Annotated in this window: 17 protein-coding genes; 10 read left to right on the top strand and 7 right to left on the bottom strand. The window is 67.5% G+C overall.

From position 1 onward, the window contains the following. Nucleotides 1-75: 75 nt before the first annotated feature. Nucleotides 76-1,035 (bottom strand): helix-turn-helix domain-containing protein, encoded by a 960-nt coding sequence (locus AAN986_RS07755; RefSeq protein ID WP_047219400.1) that lies wholly within the window; start codon nucleotides 1,033-1,035, stop codon nucleotides 76-78. Between the two features lie 260 nt (nucleotides 1,036-1,295). On the opposite strand from AAN986_RS07755, the gene AAN986_RS07750 reads away from it, so the two are divergent. Together AAN986_RS07750 and AAN986_RS07745 are read left to right on the top strand one after the other, a co-directional pair. Continuing rightward, complete coding sequence (locus tag AAN986_RS07750; protein ID WP_043789869.1) at nucleotides 1,296-2,747, top strand: aldehyde dehydrogenase; 1,452 nt, start codon at nucleotides 1,296-1,298, stop codon at nucleotides 2,745-2,747. 152 nt (nucleotides 2,748-2,899) lie between these two features. Next, nucleotides 2,900-3,421 carry a peptidylprolyl isomerase gene (locus AAN986_RS07745; RefSeq protein WP_043789867.1) on the top strand — a complete coding sequence of 174 codons (522 nt, stop codon included), beginning with the start codon at nucleotides 2,900-2,902 and terminating at the stop codon, nucleotides 3,419-3,421. A 67-nt stretch (nucleotides 3,422-3,488) separates the two neighbouring features. Here the strand turns inward: AAN986_RS07745 and AAN986_RS07740 are convergent, their stop codons facing one another. Then, nucleotides 3,489-4,061, bottom strand: coding sequence for a glycine zipper 2TM domain-containing protein (locus AAN986_RS07740; protein ID WP_012206895.1), 573 nt, complete (start codon nucleotides 4,059-4,061; stop codon nucleotides 3,489-3,491). A gap of 145 nt (nucleotides 4,062-4,206) precedes the next feature. Continuing rightward, nucleotides 4,207-4,587, bottom strand: coding sequence for a PepSY domain-containing protein (locus tag AAN986_RS07735; protein WP_017404382.1), 381 nt, complete (start codon nucleotides 4,585-4,587; stop codon nucleotides 4,207-4,209). Between the two features lie 256 nt (nucleotides 4,588-4,843). Between AAN986_RS07735 and AAN986_RS07730 the strand changes: the two genes are divergently transcribed. From AAN986_RS07730 to AAN986_RS07720, 3 genes are read left to right on the top strand one after another with little or no spacing between them, the layout of a single operon-like run. Continuing rightward, complete coding sequence (locus AAN986_RS07730; protein ID WP_016447635.1) at nucleotides 4,844-5,149, top strand: PepSY domain-containing protein; 306 nt, start codon at nucleotides 4,844-4,846, stop codon at nucleotides 5,147-5,149. Between the two features lie 6 nt (nucleotides 5,150-5,155). Further along, nucleotides 5,156-5,827: a response regulator transcription factor gene (locus AAN986_RS07725; RefSeq protein WP_017404381.1), complete on the top strand. Its 672-nt coding sequence runs from the start codon at nucleotides 5,156-5,158 to the stop codon at nucleotides 5,825-5,827. Then, nucleotides 5,824-7,272 carry a sensor histidine kinase gene (locus AAN986_RS07720; protein WP_047219401.1) on the top strand — a complete coding sequence of 483 codons (1,449 nt, stop codon included), beginning with the start codon at nucleotides 5,824-5,826 and terminating at the stop codon, nucleotides 7,270-7,272. Before AAN986_RS07725 ends, AAN986_RS07720 begins: the two co-directional genes overlap by 4 nt. A gap of 25 nt (nucleotides 7,273-7,297) precedes the next feature. Here the strand turns inward: AAN986_RS07720 and AAN986_RS07715 are convergent, their stop codons facing one another. From AAN986_RS07715 to coaBC, 4 genes are all read right to left on the bottom strand, one after another. After that, a complete protein-coding gene (locus tag AAN986_RS07715; RefSeq protein ID WP_047219402.1) occupies nucleotides 7,298-8,122 on the bottom strand; it encodes a hypothetical protein in 825 nt (274 codons plus the stop codon). A gap of 63 nt (nucleotides 8,123-8,185) precedes the next feature. After that, nucleotides 8,186-8,635: a dUTP diphosphatase gene (gene dut / locus AAN986_RS07710; protein ID WP_017404378.1), complete on the bottom strand. Its 450-nt coding sequence runs from the start codon at nucleotides 8,633-8,635 to the stop codon at nucleotides 8,186-8,188. A gap of 70 nt (nucleotides 8,636-8,705) precedes the next feature. Continuing rightward, a complete protein-coding gene (locus AAN986_RS07705) occupies nucleotides 8,706-9,239 on the bottom strand; it encodes a hypothetical protein (protein ID WP_047219403.1) in 534 nt (177 codons plus the stop codon). A gap of 17 nt (nucleotides 9,240-9,256) precedes the next feature. Then, on the bottom strand, nucleotides 9,257-10,480 hold the full coding sequence (gene coaBC / locus AAN986_RS07700; RefSeq protein WP_047219404.1) for a bifunctional phosphopantothenoylcysteine decarboxylase/phosphopantothenate--cysteine ligase CoaBC: 1,224 nt from the start codon (nucleotides 10,478-10,480) through the stop codon (nucleotides 9,257-9,259). A 102-nt stretch (nucleotides 10,481-10,582) separates the two neighbouring features. Here coaBC and AAN986_RS07695 point away from each other — a divergent pair, with 102 nt between their 5' ends. From AAN986_RS07695 to ftsB, 5 genes are all read left to right on the top strand, one after another. Then, nucleotides 10,583-12,241, top strand: a complete 1,659-nt coding sequence (locus AAN986_RS07695; protein WP_016447642.1) for a CTP synthase — start codon at nucleotides 10,583-10,585, stop codon at nucleotides 12,239-12,241. 41 nt (nucleotides 12,242-12,282) lie between these two features. Beyond that, a complete protein-coding gene (kdsA, locus tag AAN986_RS07690) occupies nucleotides 12,283-13,140 on the top strand; it encodes a 3-deoxy-8-phosphooctulonate synthase (protein WP_017404374.1) in 858 nt (285 codons plus the stop codon). A 3-nt stretch (nucleotides 13,141-13,143) separates the two neighbouring features. Beyond that, nucleotides 13,144-13,434: a DUF1330 domain-containing protein gene (locus AAN986_RS07685; RefSeq protein WP_016447644.1), complete on the top strand. Its 291-nt coding sequence runs from the start codon at nucleotides 13,144-13,146 to the stop codon at nucleotides 13,432-13,434. 238 nt (nucleotides 13,435-13,672) lie between these two features. Next, on the top strand, nucleotides 13,673-14,959 hold the full coding sequence (gene eno / locus AAN986_RS07680) for a phosphopyruvate hydratase (RefSeq protein WP_012206907.1): 1,287 nt from the start codon (nucleotides 13,673-13,675) through the stop codon (nucleotides 14,957-14,959). Between the two features lie 64 nt (nucleotides 14,960-15,023). After that, entirely contained in the window at nucleotides 15,024-15,302 is a 279-nt protein-coding gene (gene ftsB / locus AAN986_RS07675) for a cell division protein FtsB (protein ID WP_017404372.1), read from the top strand. Nucleotides 15,303-15,434 lie beyond the last annotated feature (132 nt).

Below are 15,434 nucleotides of genomic sequence, written 5' to 3'. Positions count from 1 at the left end.
GGGCGGCATTGTCCTATGCGGCCATTGCCCTGTCCTGGCGCCAGCGCAAGCCGGCCCGAAATGGCCGGACGACGCTCAGCCCGCAGCCTTGCGCATGGCCCTGAAATCCGAGGGCGCCAGGCCCGTATAGGCCTTGAAGGCCCGGCTGAAATGCGCGCTGCTGCCAAAGCCGCAGTCCATGGCGACTTCGGTGATGGTGCGCTGCGCGTGCTCGGGCAGCAGCAGCTCGCGCATGCACAGCTCCAGCCGGCTGTGCTGTATGAAGGCGCCCAGGCTGGTCTGGCTGTCCGCAAAGGCGTTGTGCAAATGGCGCTTGCTGCAGTTGAGCGCGGCAGCCACGGACTCCACCGACAGGCCCGGATCGCGCAGATGGGCCACCACATGGGCGCGTATGCGGTCCTGCAGCGCCAGTTGCTGGGTGCCTGCCGTGCCCTGCCCGGCCAGCTCCTGCAGCGAAAGGTGGACCATGTCCACCAGCAGCTCGCCCGCGCGGCGCGCCAGATGCGGGGCCATGCCGGGCAGCTCCTGGTAGGTGCTGCGCATGGTCTCCAGCGCGATGCGGGCGATGCCCGAGCTGCCGCCCACGTTGCGCCCCATCAGTCCTTCCAGCCGGACGCCCCGGTCCACGATGGCCTGGCGCGGCAGCATCACGATGAGGTGCTCCGACCATTCGGGATTGGCCACCTCGTACTCCTGCGCCGTGTCATAGATCACCCAGCTGCCCTTGCGCACGCTGGCCTCGCGGTTGTGCTGGCGCACGCTGGCCACGCCCTCCCAGGGCGCAACGATCTTCAGATAGGGCGACTCATGGGCGCGCAGGCCCTGCATGCTGCGCATGACGCGGTGGCGACCCGCCTCCAGCCGGGTCAGGACCACATCGCCGGCGTTGGCCACGCGCACATGGCCTTCGAACAGGCGTTCGCCATAGACATCGGTATCCAGGCCCGCAAACAGGCTCGACATCCAGGCATGCCAAGCCGACGCCGTCTCGCCGGGCGGCAGTCCGTCGGTGCTCAACACCATGGCATCGGTCATGTGCGGTCTCTCCTGATCGCCGCACGGGTGAAGGATCTGTGTGCGGCCATGGACGTGATTATGGGAAAGTGCAGGCCCATCGCGCCCCTTGGCTTTCCCCGCGGACAGCCAGGACAAGGGTAAACCCCGGAGCCTCTGCACGATCCGTCATGCGCTTTGTGCGCGCAGCGGGCTGCCTGCGCCATCGCCTGCTTCTACGATGACCGGCACGCCCGGCAGCGCCAACGCCCAGGCCACAACCGCATACCAAGGAGACAGTCATGATCGAACAAACCATGCTCATCGCAGGCCAGGCCGCACAGGCCGGCAATGGCGCCACCTTCGAGCGCCGCAATCCGCTGGACGGATCGGTGGCCACGCGCGCCCCGGCCGCCACCCCCGAAGATGCCGTGCGCGCCGTCGAGGCCGCACAAAAGGCCTTCCCCGCCTGGGCCGCGCTGGGTCCGACCGAGCGCCGCCAGATGCTGATGAAGGCATCGCAGGCGCTGGAAGCCAAGACCGAGGCGTTTGCCGCCGCCATGGCCGCCGAGACCGGTGCATCGGGCATCTGGGCCGGCTTCAACGTGCACCTGGCTGCCAACATGTTCCTGGAGGCCGCATCGCTGACCACCCAGATCAATGGCCAGATCATTCCCTCGGACGTGCCCGGCAGCCTGGCCATGGCCGTGCGCCAGCCCGCTGGCGTGGTGCTGGGCATTGCGCCCTGGAATGCGCCCGTCATCCTGGCCGTGCGCGCCATCGCCACGCCGCTGGCCTGCGGCAACACCGTGGTGCTCAAGGGCTCGGAGCTTTGCCCCGCCACGCACGGCCTGATCATCGAGGCCCTGCAGGAAGGCGGCCTGCCGCCCGGCGTGGTCAACTTCGTGACCAATGCGCCCGAAGATGCCGGCGCCGTGGTCGAGGCCATGGTGGCCCACCCTGCCGTGCGCCGCGTGAACTTCACGGGCTCCACGCGCGTGGGCCGCATCATCGGCCAGACCTGCGCCAAGTACCTCAAGCCCGCCATTCTGGAGCTGGGCGGCAAGGCGCCCTTCGTGGTGCTGGACGATGCAGACATCGACGCCGCCGTGGCCGGCTGCACCTTCGGTGCCTTCGCCAACTCGGGCCAGATCTGCATGTCCACCGAACGCATCATCGTGGACGAGGCCGTGGCCGGGGATTTCCTGGACAAGCTGGTGGCCCGTGCCACTTCGCTGCCGCTGGGCGATCCGCGCAAGGGTCCCGTGGTGCTGGGCTCGGTGGTGGACATGGCCACCGTGGAGCGCGCCAACCGCCTGATCGACGACGCGCTGGCCAAGGGCGCAAAACTGCTGTGCGGCGGCAAGGCCACCAACACGCTCATGGCCGCCACGCTGATCGACGGCGTCACGCCCGAGATGGACATCTTCCGCGAGGAAACCTTCGCCCCCGTCAAGGCCATCGTGCGCGTGCGCGGCGAGGAGCAGGCCATCGCCATGGCCAACGACAACGAGTTCGGCCTGTCCTCGTCCGTCTACACCCGCGACACCGCACGCGGCTGGCGCGTGGCCGCGCGCATCGAGGCCGGCATCTGCCACGTCAACGGCCCCACCGTGCATGACGAGGCACAGATGCCCTTTGGCGGCGTGAAAAACTCGGGCTACGGCCACTTCGGCGGCCAGGCAGGCATCGACGCCTTCACCGAGACGCGCTGGATCACCATGCAGACCGCGCCCCGCCACTACCCGTTCTGATCGGCAGGACTCGCCGCCCGGCCTGCGCAGCAGCCGGGCCGCCGTGGGAAAATCGCGCCAACGCGGCCGCCGGCACGCCTTCGTCAAACACGGGCGCGCGCGGCGGTCTTTCTTTTTCCCCACTGCGGCATGGGCCGCACAAGCTGCACACCATGGAAATCACAGAACAATGCGTGGTCGCTCTGACCTGGACCCTCAAGGACACCCTGGGCGAGGAACTGGACGTGCTCGATGAGCCCGTGGAGTTCCTGGTCGGCGGCGACGACCTGCTCAAGCGCATCGAGGAGGCCCTGCAGGGCCACGGCCAGGGCAAGGTCCTGGACCTGCACCTGGAGCCCGAGGAAGCCTTCGGCGACTACAACGAAAGCCTGATCTTCCTGGAGCCGCGCGCCCTGTTCCCGGCCGAGCTGGAGGAAGGCATGAGCTTCGAGGCCAGCGCCCTGCCCAAGGGCTGCAGCGCCGTGCCGCCCGACCTGCTCTACACGGTGACCGAAATCTATCCCGAGCATGTGGTGCTGGACGGTAACCATCCGCTGGCCGGCATCGCGCTGCGCCTGCACCTGAAGGTCGAAGGCGTGCGCGAAGCCACCGAGGAGGAAATCGGCCGCGGCTCGGCCGGCACCGGCTTCTTCCGCATCCAGCCCATGGCACCGGGCAACGACACGCTGCACTGAAATTGCCGCGCTGAAATGGCAAAGGGCTCCCTGCGGGGAGCCCTTTTGCATGGAGCGAGCCTGGTACTCAGCGAATCAGCTGGTTGTTGTCCACGCGCACGCTCTCGCCTATGCGCAGCTGCGGATTGTTCTGGTAGTCGAACACGCGCGTGCTGCCGTCGTTCAACTGCACGGTGACGCGGTAGACATCGCGCAGGTCGCCAGGGCCGGTGTTCTTCTCGATGGCATTGCCCGCCATGGCACCGCCCACCACGCCCGCAATGGTGGCGATGTCGCGCCCACTGCCCTTGCCCACCTGGCGGCCCAGCACCCCGCCGACCACGCCGCCCACCACGGCCCCGGCGCCTATGCCCGAGCCGCCAATGCCGCTGGGCTGCTGGATCTGCACCAGTTGCACATTGGTCACACGCCCCTGCTGCACATAGCCACCGCCGCCCGGGTAGGCCGTGCCGGGCTGGCCGCCGCCGGGATAGCCACCGCTGGGGTAGCCGCTGGTCGGATAGCCCCCGGCTGGATAGCCGCCGGCAGGGTAGCCGCCACCCGGGTATCCGCCCTGCTGGGGGTAGCCCGCGCAGGCGCTGAGCATCAGCGCGGCAATGCAGCCGGCGCCCATGGCGCTCAAGCGATGAATGGAAGGCATGAGAATCTCCTGTGTACTGTCCGTGGATCGATCAAGGGCAGCCACCGGACCGGCCAGCGGCTGCATACCGCTTCAACGTCCCAGGCCCCATGCCTGCCGACCGGACAGAACACTTGCTGACAAAAATCAGCCTGCCCTCCCGGCCTCAATTGCGTGCGCGGATGCTGAGCACGTTGCCGTTGTTGCCATCGACGTAGAGCTTCACAGGGCGGCCATCGCCGGTCTGGCCCTTGACCTGGTAGAGGCCGTCCTCCCACTCGATCTCGCGCAGGTCGCGGTAGCCCAGGACTTCCATGCGTTCGAAGACTTCGCGGATGCTCAGCCCCGGCCCCTGGAAGGCGCCGCGCACGGAGGCCACCGTGGTGGCCACGGCTTCGCCGGCCTGCACGGTCACCGAAGGACCGCCCGTGGCGGCGGCCTGGGCCTGCACCTGGGCGACCAGCCCGGCAGTGGCGATCAGAACAATGCCCAGGCCCGTCAGGCCATGGCGTGCAGCGCGGGAAATCAGTTGTCGGATGGAAGGCATGAGGTTCTCCTTGGCATGTGAAGGTCGGCGACGGGGCCGGCGATTGGGTCGGCGATTGGGCTGGCGATGCATCTGAAAAGGCCGCATCTGCCGGCTGCTGCGCCTTCGTTTCCGGTGGATTGCGACGGCGTGCAGCCATTGTTCGATGCAGGCCATGAACGCAAGCTGAAGCAGCCGTTCATCCGAGGTTCATCCACGCTGGGCTATAAAGTTTTCCATGCCCACTCCATCCTTCTCCATTCCTCGCAGGTCCTGGATGCTGCTGGCCTCGCTGCTGCTGATGGCGGCGGCACTGGCCTCCTGGACCACGCCCTCGGATGCCGGCGACAGCGACCATGAACTCGCTCGCCAGGCCCTGCAGCAAGGCCGCGTGCTGCCGCTGCGCACCGTGCTCGACCAGGTCGAGCGCGACTACCAGGGCCAGGTCATCAAGGTCGAGTTCGAGCATGACGACGGCCGCTTCATCTACGAGATCCGGCTGCTGCAATCGGGCGGCCGCGTGGCCAAGCTCAAGATCGATGCACGCGATGGCAAGGTGCTGAGCTTCAAGCGCAAGGACTAGACGCAGATGCGAATCCTCGTGGTGGAAGACGAGCCCACGCTGAGCAGCCAGCTCGTGCAGGCGCTGCAGCAGGCCGGGCATACGGTGGAGACGGCGGCCGACGGCGCAACGGCCCAGTACCTGGGCGAGGTCGAGGAGTTCGATGCCGCCGTGCTGGACCTGGGCCTGCCCGTGCGCGATGGCCTGACGGTGTTGCGCGCCTGGCGCGAACAAGGGCGGGTCATGCCGGTGATGATCCTCACGGCGCGCGGCGCCTGGCATGAGAAGGTGGCCGGCATGGATGCCGGCGCCGACGACTATCTGGCCAAGCCCTTCCACATGGAAGAGCTGATGGCCCGCCTGCGCGCCCTGCTGCGCCGGCTCAGCCCGCACGCCAGCGCCCAGTGGCAATGCGGCCCCATCGTGCTGGACTCGCGCCAGGCGCGTGTGAGCGTGGCGGGCCAGCCGCTCACGCTGACCAGCCATGAATTCAAGGTGCTGGCCCTGCTGATGCAGCGCGTGGGCCAGGTGATATCGCGCACCGAGCTGTCCGAACACATCTACCCGCAGGACAGCGACCGCGACTCCAACACCATCGAGGTCTTCGTCGGCCGCCTGCGCAAGAAGCTGCCGGCCGGCAGCATAGAGACCGTACGCGGACTGGGCTACCGGCTGGTGGAAGGCGCGCCCGCTGCATGAACGCACCACAGGAAGGACAGGTATCCCGGCTCGGTGATTCGCTGCGCCTGCGCCTGCTGGCCGGCACGCTGGCCTGGGTGCTGGCGGCCGTGCTGCTGGCCGGCTGGGGACTGCGCGGACTGTTCCGCGATCACATCGCGCAGCAGTTGCAGGCGCAGCTGGTGCTGCAGCTCGACCAGCTCAGCGCAGCCGTCAACAACCTGCCCGGCGGGCGCATCGAAGTCGGACTGGCCGTGGGCGATCCGCGCCTGGCGCAGCCGCTGTCAGGCCTGTACTGGCAGATCGACCAGGTGAGCGATGGGGCGGGCCCGCCCGAGAAGGCCGGCCTGCTGCGCTCTCGTTCGCTGTGGGACCAGACGCTGGACTGGCACCAGTTCCGTGCCGATGCCGGCCGCCCGGATGAGCACCACGAGGACACGGCGCTGAACACCGGCATGCTGCCCGATGGCCAGGGCCACCAGCTCGTGGCCGTGGCACGCCCCCTGCAATTGCCCGAAGCCGACGCGCCGCCGCTGCGCCTGATCGTTGCGGCCGACAGCGCCCTGCTAGCCGAGCCCATGCAGCGCTTCACCACCATGCTGATCGCCGCACTGGGCACGCTGGCGGCCGGGCTGGCGCTGGCAGTGGTGCTGCAGCTGCGCCTGGCGCTGCGGCCGCTGCAGTTGCTGCGCACAGGCCTGGCCGACGTGCGCAAGGGCGCCACGCCGCGCCTTGAAGGCCGGTTTCCGCAGGAACTGCGCCCCCTGGTGCAGGAGTTCAACCATGTGCTGGATGTGAACGCCGACATGGTCCAGCGCGCGCGCACGCAGGCCGGCAATCTGGCCCATGCGGTGAACACGCCGCTGTCCATCCTCGGCAATGCCGCCGCGCAGGAAGGCGGGACGCTGGCCGAGTTGGTCCGCGAGCAGGTCGCCAGCGCCAGCCGCCAGGTGGACCACCATCTGGCACGCGCCCGCGCTGCGGCCCGCCAGGCCACAGGCCTGCGCACGCCGCTGCAGCCGCCGCTGGCCTCGCTGGTGCGCACCATGGAGCGGCTGCACGCCGGCCGCGGCATCCGCTTCGCGCTGAAGGGCGATGCGCAGCCTTGGGACTTTCTGGGCGATGGCCAGGACCTCATGGAAATCCTGGGCAACCTGCTGGACAACGCCGGCAAGTGGGCGGCCCAGGCCGTGAGCCTGGAAGTCCAGGGCCTGGAGCACGATCAGGCCGGCGGCCCCTTGCTGCTGACGGTGGACGATGACGGCCCCGGCATCGAAGACGCCGACCTTGGCCGCATCTTCGAGCGCGGCGAGCGCCTGGACGAACGCAGGCCCGGCGCAGGCCTGGGCCTGGATATCGTGCGTGACCTGGTGCAGACCTATGGCGGCAGCATCGCAGCCAGCCGCTCGCCGCTGGGCGGCCTGCGCATGCAGCTGCACCTGCCCGGAGCGCGACGAGAGGCATGAGCGCGGGAGGCCGCAGGGCAGCGGCTCACCCCCCTCTCAGCGCGCGCAGCACCTGCACCAGGGTGTCTGCCTGGGGAAACAGCCAGTCGGCCGCAGCACCCAGCGCCACGGCGGCCACCAGCGCGCCCAGCACCGGCTTCCAGCTCAGGCGCAGCGCGGCCAGCAGCCAGCCTTCGCGCTCCACCACGTAGAGCGTGCGCGCCATCAGCAGCGCAAAGGCCACCTCCACCGCCACGGCCAGGAACAGGTCGGCCCCAAAGACCAGCCACAGCAGCGACCCTGCCCCCGTGACCGCGACCAGCAGCGCCGCAAACACCAGCAGCACGGGGACCAGGACGACGGCTCCGTCGTCCAGCCCATCGATGCCCGGCAGATCAAAGCCTTGCGAGGCCGAGGAAGCGGCCTCGGACATGGCGCCGCCGTCATCCCAGCTGCCACTGGAGCCACCGCCGCCATACGAGCCGCCCTGCCCGCTGTCGAATCCGCCAGCTTCCGGCGTGCGGGCCGGTGAAGAACCGCTGCCGCCGGGCGTCACATCGGGAACATCGCACACCTCCCAGTCGCGGCGCAGCATGCATTCGGCCCACAGGCGCAGCAGCAGCAGGTACAGCAGATAGCCGCAGGCCAGGGCCACGCCATAGCGCAGCGCCATGCTGTGCATGCCCGCGTGCAGCAGGCCCAGGCTCAACAGCGACATGCCGGCCAGGCTCAACCCGCCCGTCAGTGCCGCATGCAGCCGCAGCCAGTGGCGCTGCTGCAGGCGGCGGCGCATGCGGTCTTCCTGCGTCAGCATCACGCGCGTCCATGATGCGGATGGGCGGTGGCGCGTGCGCCGGGATGGCCTGGCCATGCGGATTCCTCCCTGGAGCGATGCCCGGGCAGCGCGGCTGCGGGCGTTTTCTGGCTGAGCGCCTTATTGCTTGCCTGTAGAGCCGTAGCCGCCCGCGCCGCGCTCGGAAGCCGACTCGAACTCCTCGACCACATTGAAGCTGGGCTGCACCACGGGCACGATGATCAGCTGGGCCAGGCGGTCCATGGGCTGCAGCGTGAAGGCCGTGGCCGAGCGGTTCCAGGCGCTGACCATGAGCTGGCCCTGGTAGTCGCTGTCGATCAGGCCGACCAGGTTGCCCAGCACGATGCCGTGCTTGTGGCCCATGCCCGAGCGCGGCAGGATCATGGCGGCGTAGCCGGGGTCCTTGAGGTACATGGCCATGCCCGTGGGCACCAGTTGCCATTGGCCGGGCTCCAGCGTCAGCGGCGCATCGATGCAGGCGCGCAGGTCCAGGCCCGCGCTTCCCGGCGTGGCGTAGGCGGGCATGTTCTCGCGCAGGCGCGCGTCAAGGATCTTGATATCAACGTTCATGGAAACAATCTGGGGAGCGCCTCACGGCAGGCTCTCTTGAAAAGCAAAGCGCGCATTGTGCCCCGCGCCGTCACCCGGACGACTTGAGCCCGCTGCGAAAGCCTTTGACGATGGCATTGATGATGGTGAGCAGCAGGATGAAGGGGCCGATGCCCGGAATCACCACGGCCAGGATCAGGCCGATCACGATACCCAGCAACTGGCCCGGACCTATCTTGAAGACCGTCTTCTTGACGGCCTTGGCGGCGGAGGAGGCCTGGGCTTGCTGTGCCCGCGCCGCCTGCCGGCCGCGATCGGCCCTGCCACCATTCCTGTCGCCGTTCCTGTCGCCTGCAGACGGCGGGCGCCCCGGCAGGGCAGGCACCGACGCCTGCTGCGCAGCAATGCGCGCCTTCTCGGCCGCAGCCTGCACCTGCTCGCGCACGCGCTCGACCACGGACTGGGACTGCGCGCCCGGCGTGGCCACCGCGTCGGTGAAATCGCTGCGTCCCTGCGCCATCCAGCCATGGGCCGCAGAGCGGTACAGGGGGCTGGCGCGCAGCAGCTCATCCACATAGCGCACATAGTCGCCGTGGCGGGGACCTTCGTAGGTGTTCTGTGACATGCGGGCCTTCGATGGTGTCAAGGGGCGGGCGGCAGGCGCCGGGCGATCTCGGCCACCAGCTGGCGCGCCAGCAGGGACTTGGCGGCATGCGGCAACTCCTGGGTGCCGGACTCGTCGATCAGCAGCAGGGCATTGTCATCCCGCCCAAAGGTTGCGGGACCGATATTGCCCACCAGCAGCGGCACCTGCTTGCGCAGGCGCTTGGCGCTGGCGTGCTGCAGCAGGTCATGGCTTTCGGCGGCGAAGCCCACGCAGTACAGCCGGCCGCTGCGTGCGGGCTCGGACTGCGCGGCGGCCGCCAGGATGTCGGGGTTCTCGACGAAGGTCAGCGTGGGGGTCTGGCCCGAGCCGTCCTTCTTGATCTTCTGGTCTGACGCCGTGGCCGGGCGCCAGTCGGCCACGGCCGCCGTGGCGATGAACACGCCAGCCTGGGGCAGTTGCTGCTGCACGGCATCGAACATCTGCTGCGCCGACTGCACGTCGATGCGCTGAACGCCACGCGGCGTGCGCAGGTGCACGGGCCCGGCCACCAGGGTCACCTGGGCGCCCGCCTCGCGTGCGGCGCGCGCAATGGCAAAGCCCATCTTTCCGCTGGAATGGTTGGTAATGCCGCGCACGGGGTCGATGGCCTCGAAGGTCGGGCCCGCCGTGACCAGCACCTGGCGGCCCTGCAGCAGCTTGGGCGTGAAGAAGGCGGCCAGCTCCTCCATGATTTCCTCGGGCTCCAGCATGCGGCCGTCGCCCACCTCGCCACAGGCCTGGTCGCCCGTTCCCACGCCCAGCACCAGCGCACCGTCGACCGCCACCTGCGCCAGGTTGCGCTGCGTGGCCGGGTGCGCCCACATCTCGCGGTTCATGGCAGGCGCCAGCAACAGGGGCACGCGGTCCATGGGGCGCGCCAGGCACATCAGGCTCAGCAACTCGTCGGAGCGGCCCTGCACCAGGCGCGCGATGAAGTCGGCGCTGCAGGGCGCGATCAGCATGGCATCGGCCTCGCGGCTGAGGTTGATGTGGGGCATGTTGTTGGGCTCGCGCGCGTCCCACTGCGAACCATAGACGGGGCGGCCCGACAGCGCCTGCATGGTCACCGGCGTGATGAACTGCTCGGCCGCCTCGGTCATCACCACCTGCACGGTGGCCCCGGCCTGTACCAGCAGGCGCACCAGCTGGGCAGATTTGTAACAAGCCACGCCTCCGGAGAGGCCGAGCACCAGATGTTTACCAGCGAACACTTCAGTCATGGCGCGCAATTTAGCAGAGCCGCAACGTCCGAGCAGCCCCGCGCGGCGCGGCGAATTCGGCGGCGCATCTATAATCCTGCTTTACCACCACCAATAAAAGACATGACCAAATTTGTCTTCGTCACAGGCGGTGTGGTGTCTTCCCTGGGCAAGGGAATCGCCTCAGCCTCCCTTGCTGCGATCCTCGAATCGCGCGGCCTCAAAGTCACTCTCATCAAGCTGGACCCGTACATCAACGTGGACCCGGGCACCATGTCGCCCTTCCAGCACGGTGAAGTGTTCGTGACCGACGATGGCGCAGAGACCGATCTGGACCTGGGCCACTACGAGCGTTTCATCGAAACGCGCATGAAGCAGTCCAACAACTTCACCACCGGCCGCATCTACCAGAGCGTTCTGGAGAAGGAGCGCCGCGGCGACTACCTGGGCAAGACCGTGCAGGTGATTCCTCACGTGACCAATGAAATCCAGGAGTACATCAAGCGCGGCGCCGGCATCGGCACGCCGGATGCCGTGGACGTGGCCATCTGCGAAGTCGGCGGCACGGTGGGCGACATCGAGTCCCTGCCCTTCCTCGAAGCCGTGCGCCAGCTGGCCCTCAAGCAGGGCCCCAACAACACGGCCTTCGTGCACCTGACCTACCTGCCCTGGATCGCCACGGCTGGAGAGCTCAAGACCAAGCCCACGCAGCACACCGTGCAGAAGCTGCGCGAGATCGGAATCCAGCCCGACGCCCTGCTGTGCCGCGCCCAGCACCGCGTGCCGGACGAGGAAAAGGAAAAGATCTCGCTGTTCACCAACGTTCCCGAATGGGGCGTGATCTCCATGTGGGACGTGGACACCATCTACAAGGTACCCCGCATGCTGCACGAGCAGGGCCTGGACGGCCTGATCTGCGACAAGCTGCGCCTGAACACGCCGCCCACCAACCTCAAGCGCTGGGATGACCTGGTCCACGAGACCGAGCACCCGCAGGGCGAGGTCAAGATCGCCATGGTCGGCAAGTACGTCGAGCTGTCGGACGCCTACAAGTCCGTCAACGAGGCGCTCAAGCACGCCGGCATGCAAAGCCATGTGGCCGTGAAGATCACCCATGTGGACTCCGAGACCATCAGCGACGCCAATGCGCGCGACAAGCTCTCGCAGTACGACGCCATCCTCGTGCCCGGCGGCTTCGGCTCTCGCGGCGTGGAAGGCAAGATCTCCACGGCCCGCTACGCCCGCGAAAACAAGGTGCCCTACCTGGGCATCTGCCTGGGCATGCAGGTGGCCACCATCGAATACGCCCGCCATGTGGCCGGCCTCGAAGGCGCCAACTCCACCGAGTTCGACCCCAAGTCCGCCAACCCCGTGATCGCCCTGATCACCGAGTGGAAGGATGCCGACGGCACGGTCAAGACCCGCGACGAGAACTCCGACCTGGGCGGCACCATGCGCCTGGGCGCGCAGTCCTCCGACGTGCAGGCCGGCACGCTGGCCCACAGCATCTACGGTGACGTGGTCACCGAGCGCCACCGCCATCGCTATGAAGCCAACGTCCAGTATCTGGACCAGCTGCGCGAAGCGGGCCTGGTGATCTCGGCGCTGACCCAGCGTGAGCAGCTGACCGAGATCGTCGAACTTCCCAAGGAAGTTCACCCCTGGTACATCGGCGTGCAGTTCCACCCCGAGTTCAAGTCCACGCCGTGGAGCGGCCACCCGCTGTTCAATGCCTTCGTGAAGGCTGCGATCGAGCGCCAGAAGGCACCGCGCAAGTCCTGAGCCCCGCAACGCCGCCCACCATTTCCCAAGGAATCCCCACCATGAAACTCTGCGGCTTCGACGTCGGCCTCGACCGGCGCTTCTTTCTCATTGCAGGTCCCTGCGTCGTCGAGTCCGAGCAGCTGCAGATGGACGTGGCGGGGCAGCTCAAGGAAATCACGGCGGCCCTGGGCATCCACTTCATCTTCAAGAGCAGCTACGACAAGGCCAACCGCAGCTCGGGCGCCAGCTTTCGCGGCCCGGGCATGGACAAGGGCCTGGAGATCCTCGCCAAGGTGAAGAAGGACCTGCAGGTCCCCATCCTGACCGACGTCCACACCGAGGCCGAGATACCGGCCGTGTCCCAGGTCGTGGACGTACTGCAGACGCCGGCCTTCCTGTGCCGCCAGACCGACTTCATCCGTGCCGTGGCCCAGTCGGGCCGGCCGGTGAACATCAAGAAGGGCCAGTTCCTGGCCCCGCATGACATGAAGAATGTCATCGACAAGGCCCGCGCCGCCGCCAAGGAGGCCGGCCTGCCCGAGGACAGCTTCATGGCCTGCGAGCGCGGCGCCAGCTTCGGCTACAACAATCTGGTCTCGGACATGCGCAGCCTGTCCATCATGCGCGAGACCGGTGCGCCCGTTGTCTTCGATGCCACGCACAGCGTGCAGCTGCCCGGCGGCAACGGCACCAGCAGCGGCGGCATGCGCGAGATGGTGCCCGTGCTCTCGCGTGCGGCCGTGGCCGTGGGCGTGGCGGGCCTGTTCATGGAAACCCATCCCAATCCTCCCTGCGCCCTCAGCGACGGCCCCAACGCCGTGCCACTCAAGCACATGAAGGCCCTGCTCGAAACCCTGGTCGCGCTCGACGACGTGACCAAGAAGAACGGCTTCCTCGAAAACGATTTTGGAGTCTGACCCATGGCCAGCGGCTACATCATTGCGTCCGTCACCGTCACCAAGCCCGAGCAGTACGAGGAGTACCGCAAGTGGAGCACCGAGGCCATGCGCGCGCATGGCGCCGAAGTCTGCGTGCGCGGCGGCAAGGTCGAAGTGCTCGAAGGCGACTGGAATCCCGGCCGCACCGTGATCCTCAAGTTCCCCAGCTTCGAAGCCGCCAAGGCTTTCTACGACACGCCCGAGTACCTGCGTGCCCGCGAAGCCCGCGAAGGCGCGGCCATCATGCGCATGGTCTGCGTCGAGGGCGTCTGACCGCGGCCAGCGATACCCGGCCCGTCAAGAGCGCAGCGCATACAAAGCCATCCACCCAATTTGTGCACAATGGCCGCCGCCCGATCGCAGATACTGCGCCGCGGAGCATGGCTGTGCACGGTGGCGCGGCAGCCTGCCACGCCACCGACCACCCATACCGCTTGCCCGGCAAGCACCAGGGCGCAACCTCACCGGAACCCGCCTGCACACCGATTTCAAAAACCGCAAAGGAAATGCCATGAGTGCAATCGTTGACATCGTAGGCCGCGAAGTGCTGGACAGCCGCGGCAACCCCACCGTCGAGTGCGACGTGCTGCTGGAATCGGGCGTGATGGGCCGCGCGGCCGTGCCTTCGGGCGCGTCCACCGGCTCGCGCGAAGCCATCGAGCTGCGTGACGGCGACAAGAGCCGCTACCTGGGCAAGGGCGTGCTCAAGGCCGTCGAGCACATCAACACCGAGATCTCCGAAGCCGTGCTGGGCCTGGACGCCTCCGAGCAGGCCTTCCTGGACAAGACCCTGATCGACCTGGACGGCACGGACAACAAGGGCCGCCTGGGCGCCAACGCCATGCTGGCCGTCTCCATGGCCGTGGCCCGCGCCGCCGCCGAAGAGGCCGGCCTGCCGCTGTACCGCTACCTGGGCGGCATGGGCGGCATGCAGCTGCCCGTGCCGATGATGAACGTCATCAACGGCGGCGCGCACGCCAACAACAGCCTGGACCTGCAGGAATTCATGATCATCCCCGTGGGCGCGCCTTCGTTCCGCGAAGCCGTGCGCTGGGGCGCCGAAGTCTTCCACGCGCTCAAGAAGATCATCCACGACAAGGGCATGAGCACGGCCGTGGGCGACGAAGGCGGTTTTGCGCCTTCCGTGGAAAACCACGAAGCCGCCATCCAGCTGATCCTGCAGGCCATCGAAAACGCAGGCTACAAGGCCGGCGAACAGATCGCCCTGGGCCTGGACTGCGCCGCCAGCGAGTTCTACAAGGACGGCATGTACGTGCTGGCCGGTGAAGGCAACCTGACGCTGACCGCCACCCAGTGGACCGACATGCTGGCCGGCTGGTGCGACAAGTACCCCATCATCTCCATCGAGGACGGCATGGCCGAAGGCGACTGGGATGGCTGGAAGATCCTGACCGACCGCCTGGCCGCCAAGGTCCAGCTGGTGGGCGACGACCTGTTCGTCACCAACACCAAGATCCTGAAGGAAGGCATCGACAAGAAGATCGCCAACTCCATCCTGATCAAGATCAACCAGATCGGCACGCTGACCGAAACCTTCGCCGCCATCGAAATGGCCAAGCGCGCAGGCTACACGGCCGTGATCTCGCACCGCTCGGGTGAAACCGAGGATTCGACGATTGCCGACATCTCGGTGGGCACCAATGCCGGCCAGATCAAGACCGGCTCGCTGAGCCGTTCGGACCGCATCGCCAAGTACAACCAGCTGCTGCGCATCGAGGAAGACCTGGGTGACATCGCCCACTACCCCGGCCGCGAGGCTTTCTACAACCTGCGCTGAAAAGCGTTAGGCTTGCAAGCCATCGGGCCTGCAAGCCTTTTTCCTGTCAGCGATATCTGCCCCCATGGTCAACCGCGTCGTCCCCATTGTGCTGCTCGCCCTGCTCGCCGCCGTGCACGCGCAGCTGTGGCTGGGCCACGGCAGCGTGGCCTACGTCAAGGAACTGCAGCAGCAGATCCACGACCAGAACGTGGCCAACGCGCTGGAAAAAGCCGAGAATGACCGCCTGGCCTCCGAGGTCAACGACCTCAAGGACGGCCTGGCCATGGTCGAGGAGAAGGCCCGCAGCGAACTGGGCATGGTCAAGCCCAACGAGATCTTTGTGCAGATCGTGCGGCGCTGAGCGTCGGGCTTTCCTGCATCAAGGCCGGCTTCATGCCGGCCTTTTTACACGCTCAGTTTGGCCGGCTCCTCGCCCTGCGTTCTGGGACCGGTTCACTACATGAGATAGGCGTTTGTTTCAGGCCTCATAAAT

The organism is Delftia sp. DS1230, assembly GCF_040112715.1.
Classification (GTDB): Bacteria; Pseudomonadota; Gammaproteobacteria; order Burkholderiales; family Burkholderiaceae_C; genus Comamonas; species Comamonas tsuruhatensis.
The sequence above is the reverse complement of the archived record's forward strand: the minus strand, read 5'-3'. Positions and strand labels throughout refer to the sequence as shown.

Coding starts and splice junctions, on each gene's coding strand:
- AAN986_RS07695 (WP_016447642.1), top strand. CDS start 10,583: ATGACCAAATTTGTCTTCGTCACAGGCGGTGTGGTGTCTTCCCTGGGC.
- AAN986_RS07715 (WP_047219402.1), bottom strand. CDS start 8,122: ATGGCCAGGCCATCCCGGCGCACGCGCCACCGCCCATCCGCATCATGG.
- AAN986_RS07720 (WP_047219401.1), top strand. CDS start 5,824: ATGAACGCACCACAGGAAGGACAGGTATCCCGGCTCGGTGATTCGCTG.
- AAN986_RS07750 (WP_043789869.1), top strand. CDS start 1,296: ATGATCGAACAAACCATGCTCATCGCAGGCCAGGCCGCACAGGCCGGC.
- AAN986_RS07725 (WP_017404381.1), top strand. CDS start 5,156: ATGCGAATCCTCGTGGTGGAAGACGAGCCCACGCTGAGCAGCCAGCTC.
- coaBC (WP_047219404.1), bottom strand. CDS start 10,480: ATGACTGAAGTGTTCGCTGGTAAACATCTGGTGCTCGGCCTCTCCGGA.
- kdsA (WP_017404374.1), top strand. CDS start 12,283: ATGAAACTCTGCGGCTTCGACGTCGGCCTCGACCGGCGCTTCTTTCTC.
- AAN986_RS07740 (WP_012206895.1), bottom strand. CDS start 4,061: ATGCCTTCCATTCATCGCTTGAGCGCCATGGGCGCCGGCTGCATTGCC.
- AAN986_RS07735 (WP_017404382.1), bottom strand. CDS start 4,587: ATGCCTTCCATCCGACAACTGATTTCCCGCGCTGCACGCCATGGCCTG.
- AAN986_RS07685 (WP_016447644.1), top strand. CDS start 13,144: ATGGCCAGCGGCTACATCATTGCGTCCGTCACCGTCACCAAGCCCGAG.
- ftsB (WP_017404372.1), top strand. CDS start 15,024: ATGGTCAACCGCGTCGTCCCCATTGTGCTGCTCGCCCTGCTCGCCGCC.
- AAN986_RS07745 (WP_043789867.1), top strand. CDS start 2,900: ATGGAAATCACAGAACAATGCGTGGTCGCTCTGACCTGGACCCTCAAG.
- dut (WP_017404378.1), bottom strand. CDS start 8,635: ATGAACGTTGATATCAAGATCCTTGACGCGCGCCTGCGCGAGAACATG.
- AAN986_RS07730 (WP_016447635.1), top strand. CDS start 4,844: ATGCTGCTGGCCTCGCTGCTGCTGATGGCGGCGGCACTGGCCTCCTGG.
- AAN986_RS07705 (WP_047219403.1), bottom strand. CDS start 9,239: ATGTCACAGAACACCTACGAAGGTCCCCGCCACGGCGACTATGTGCGC.
- AAN986_RS07755 (WP_047219400.1), bottom strand. CDS start 1,035: ATGACCGATGCCATGGTGTTGAGCACCGACGGACTGCCGCCCGGCGAG.
- eno (WP_012206907.1), top strand. CDS start 13,673: ATGAGTGCAATCGTTGACATCGTAGGCCGCGAAGTGCTGGACAGCCGC.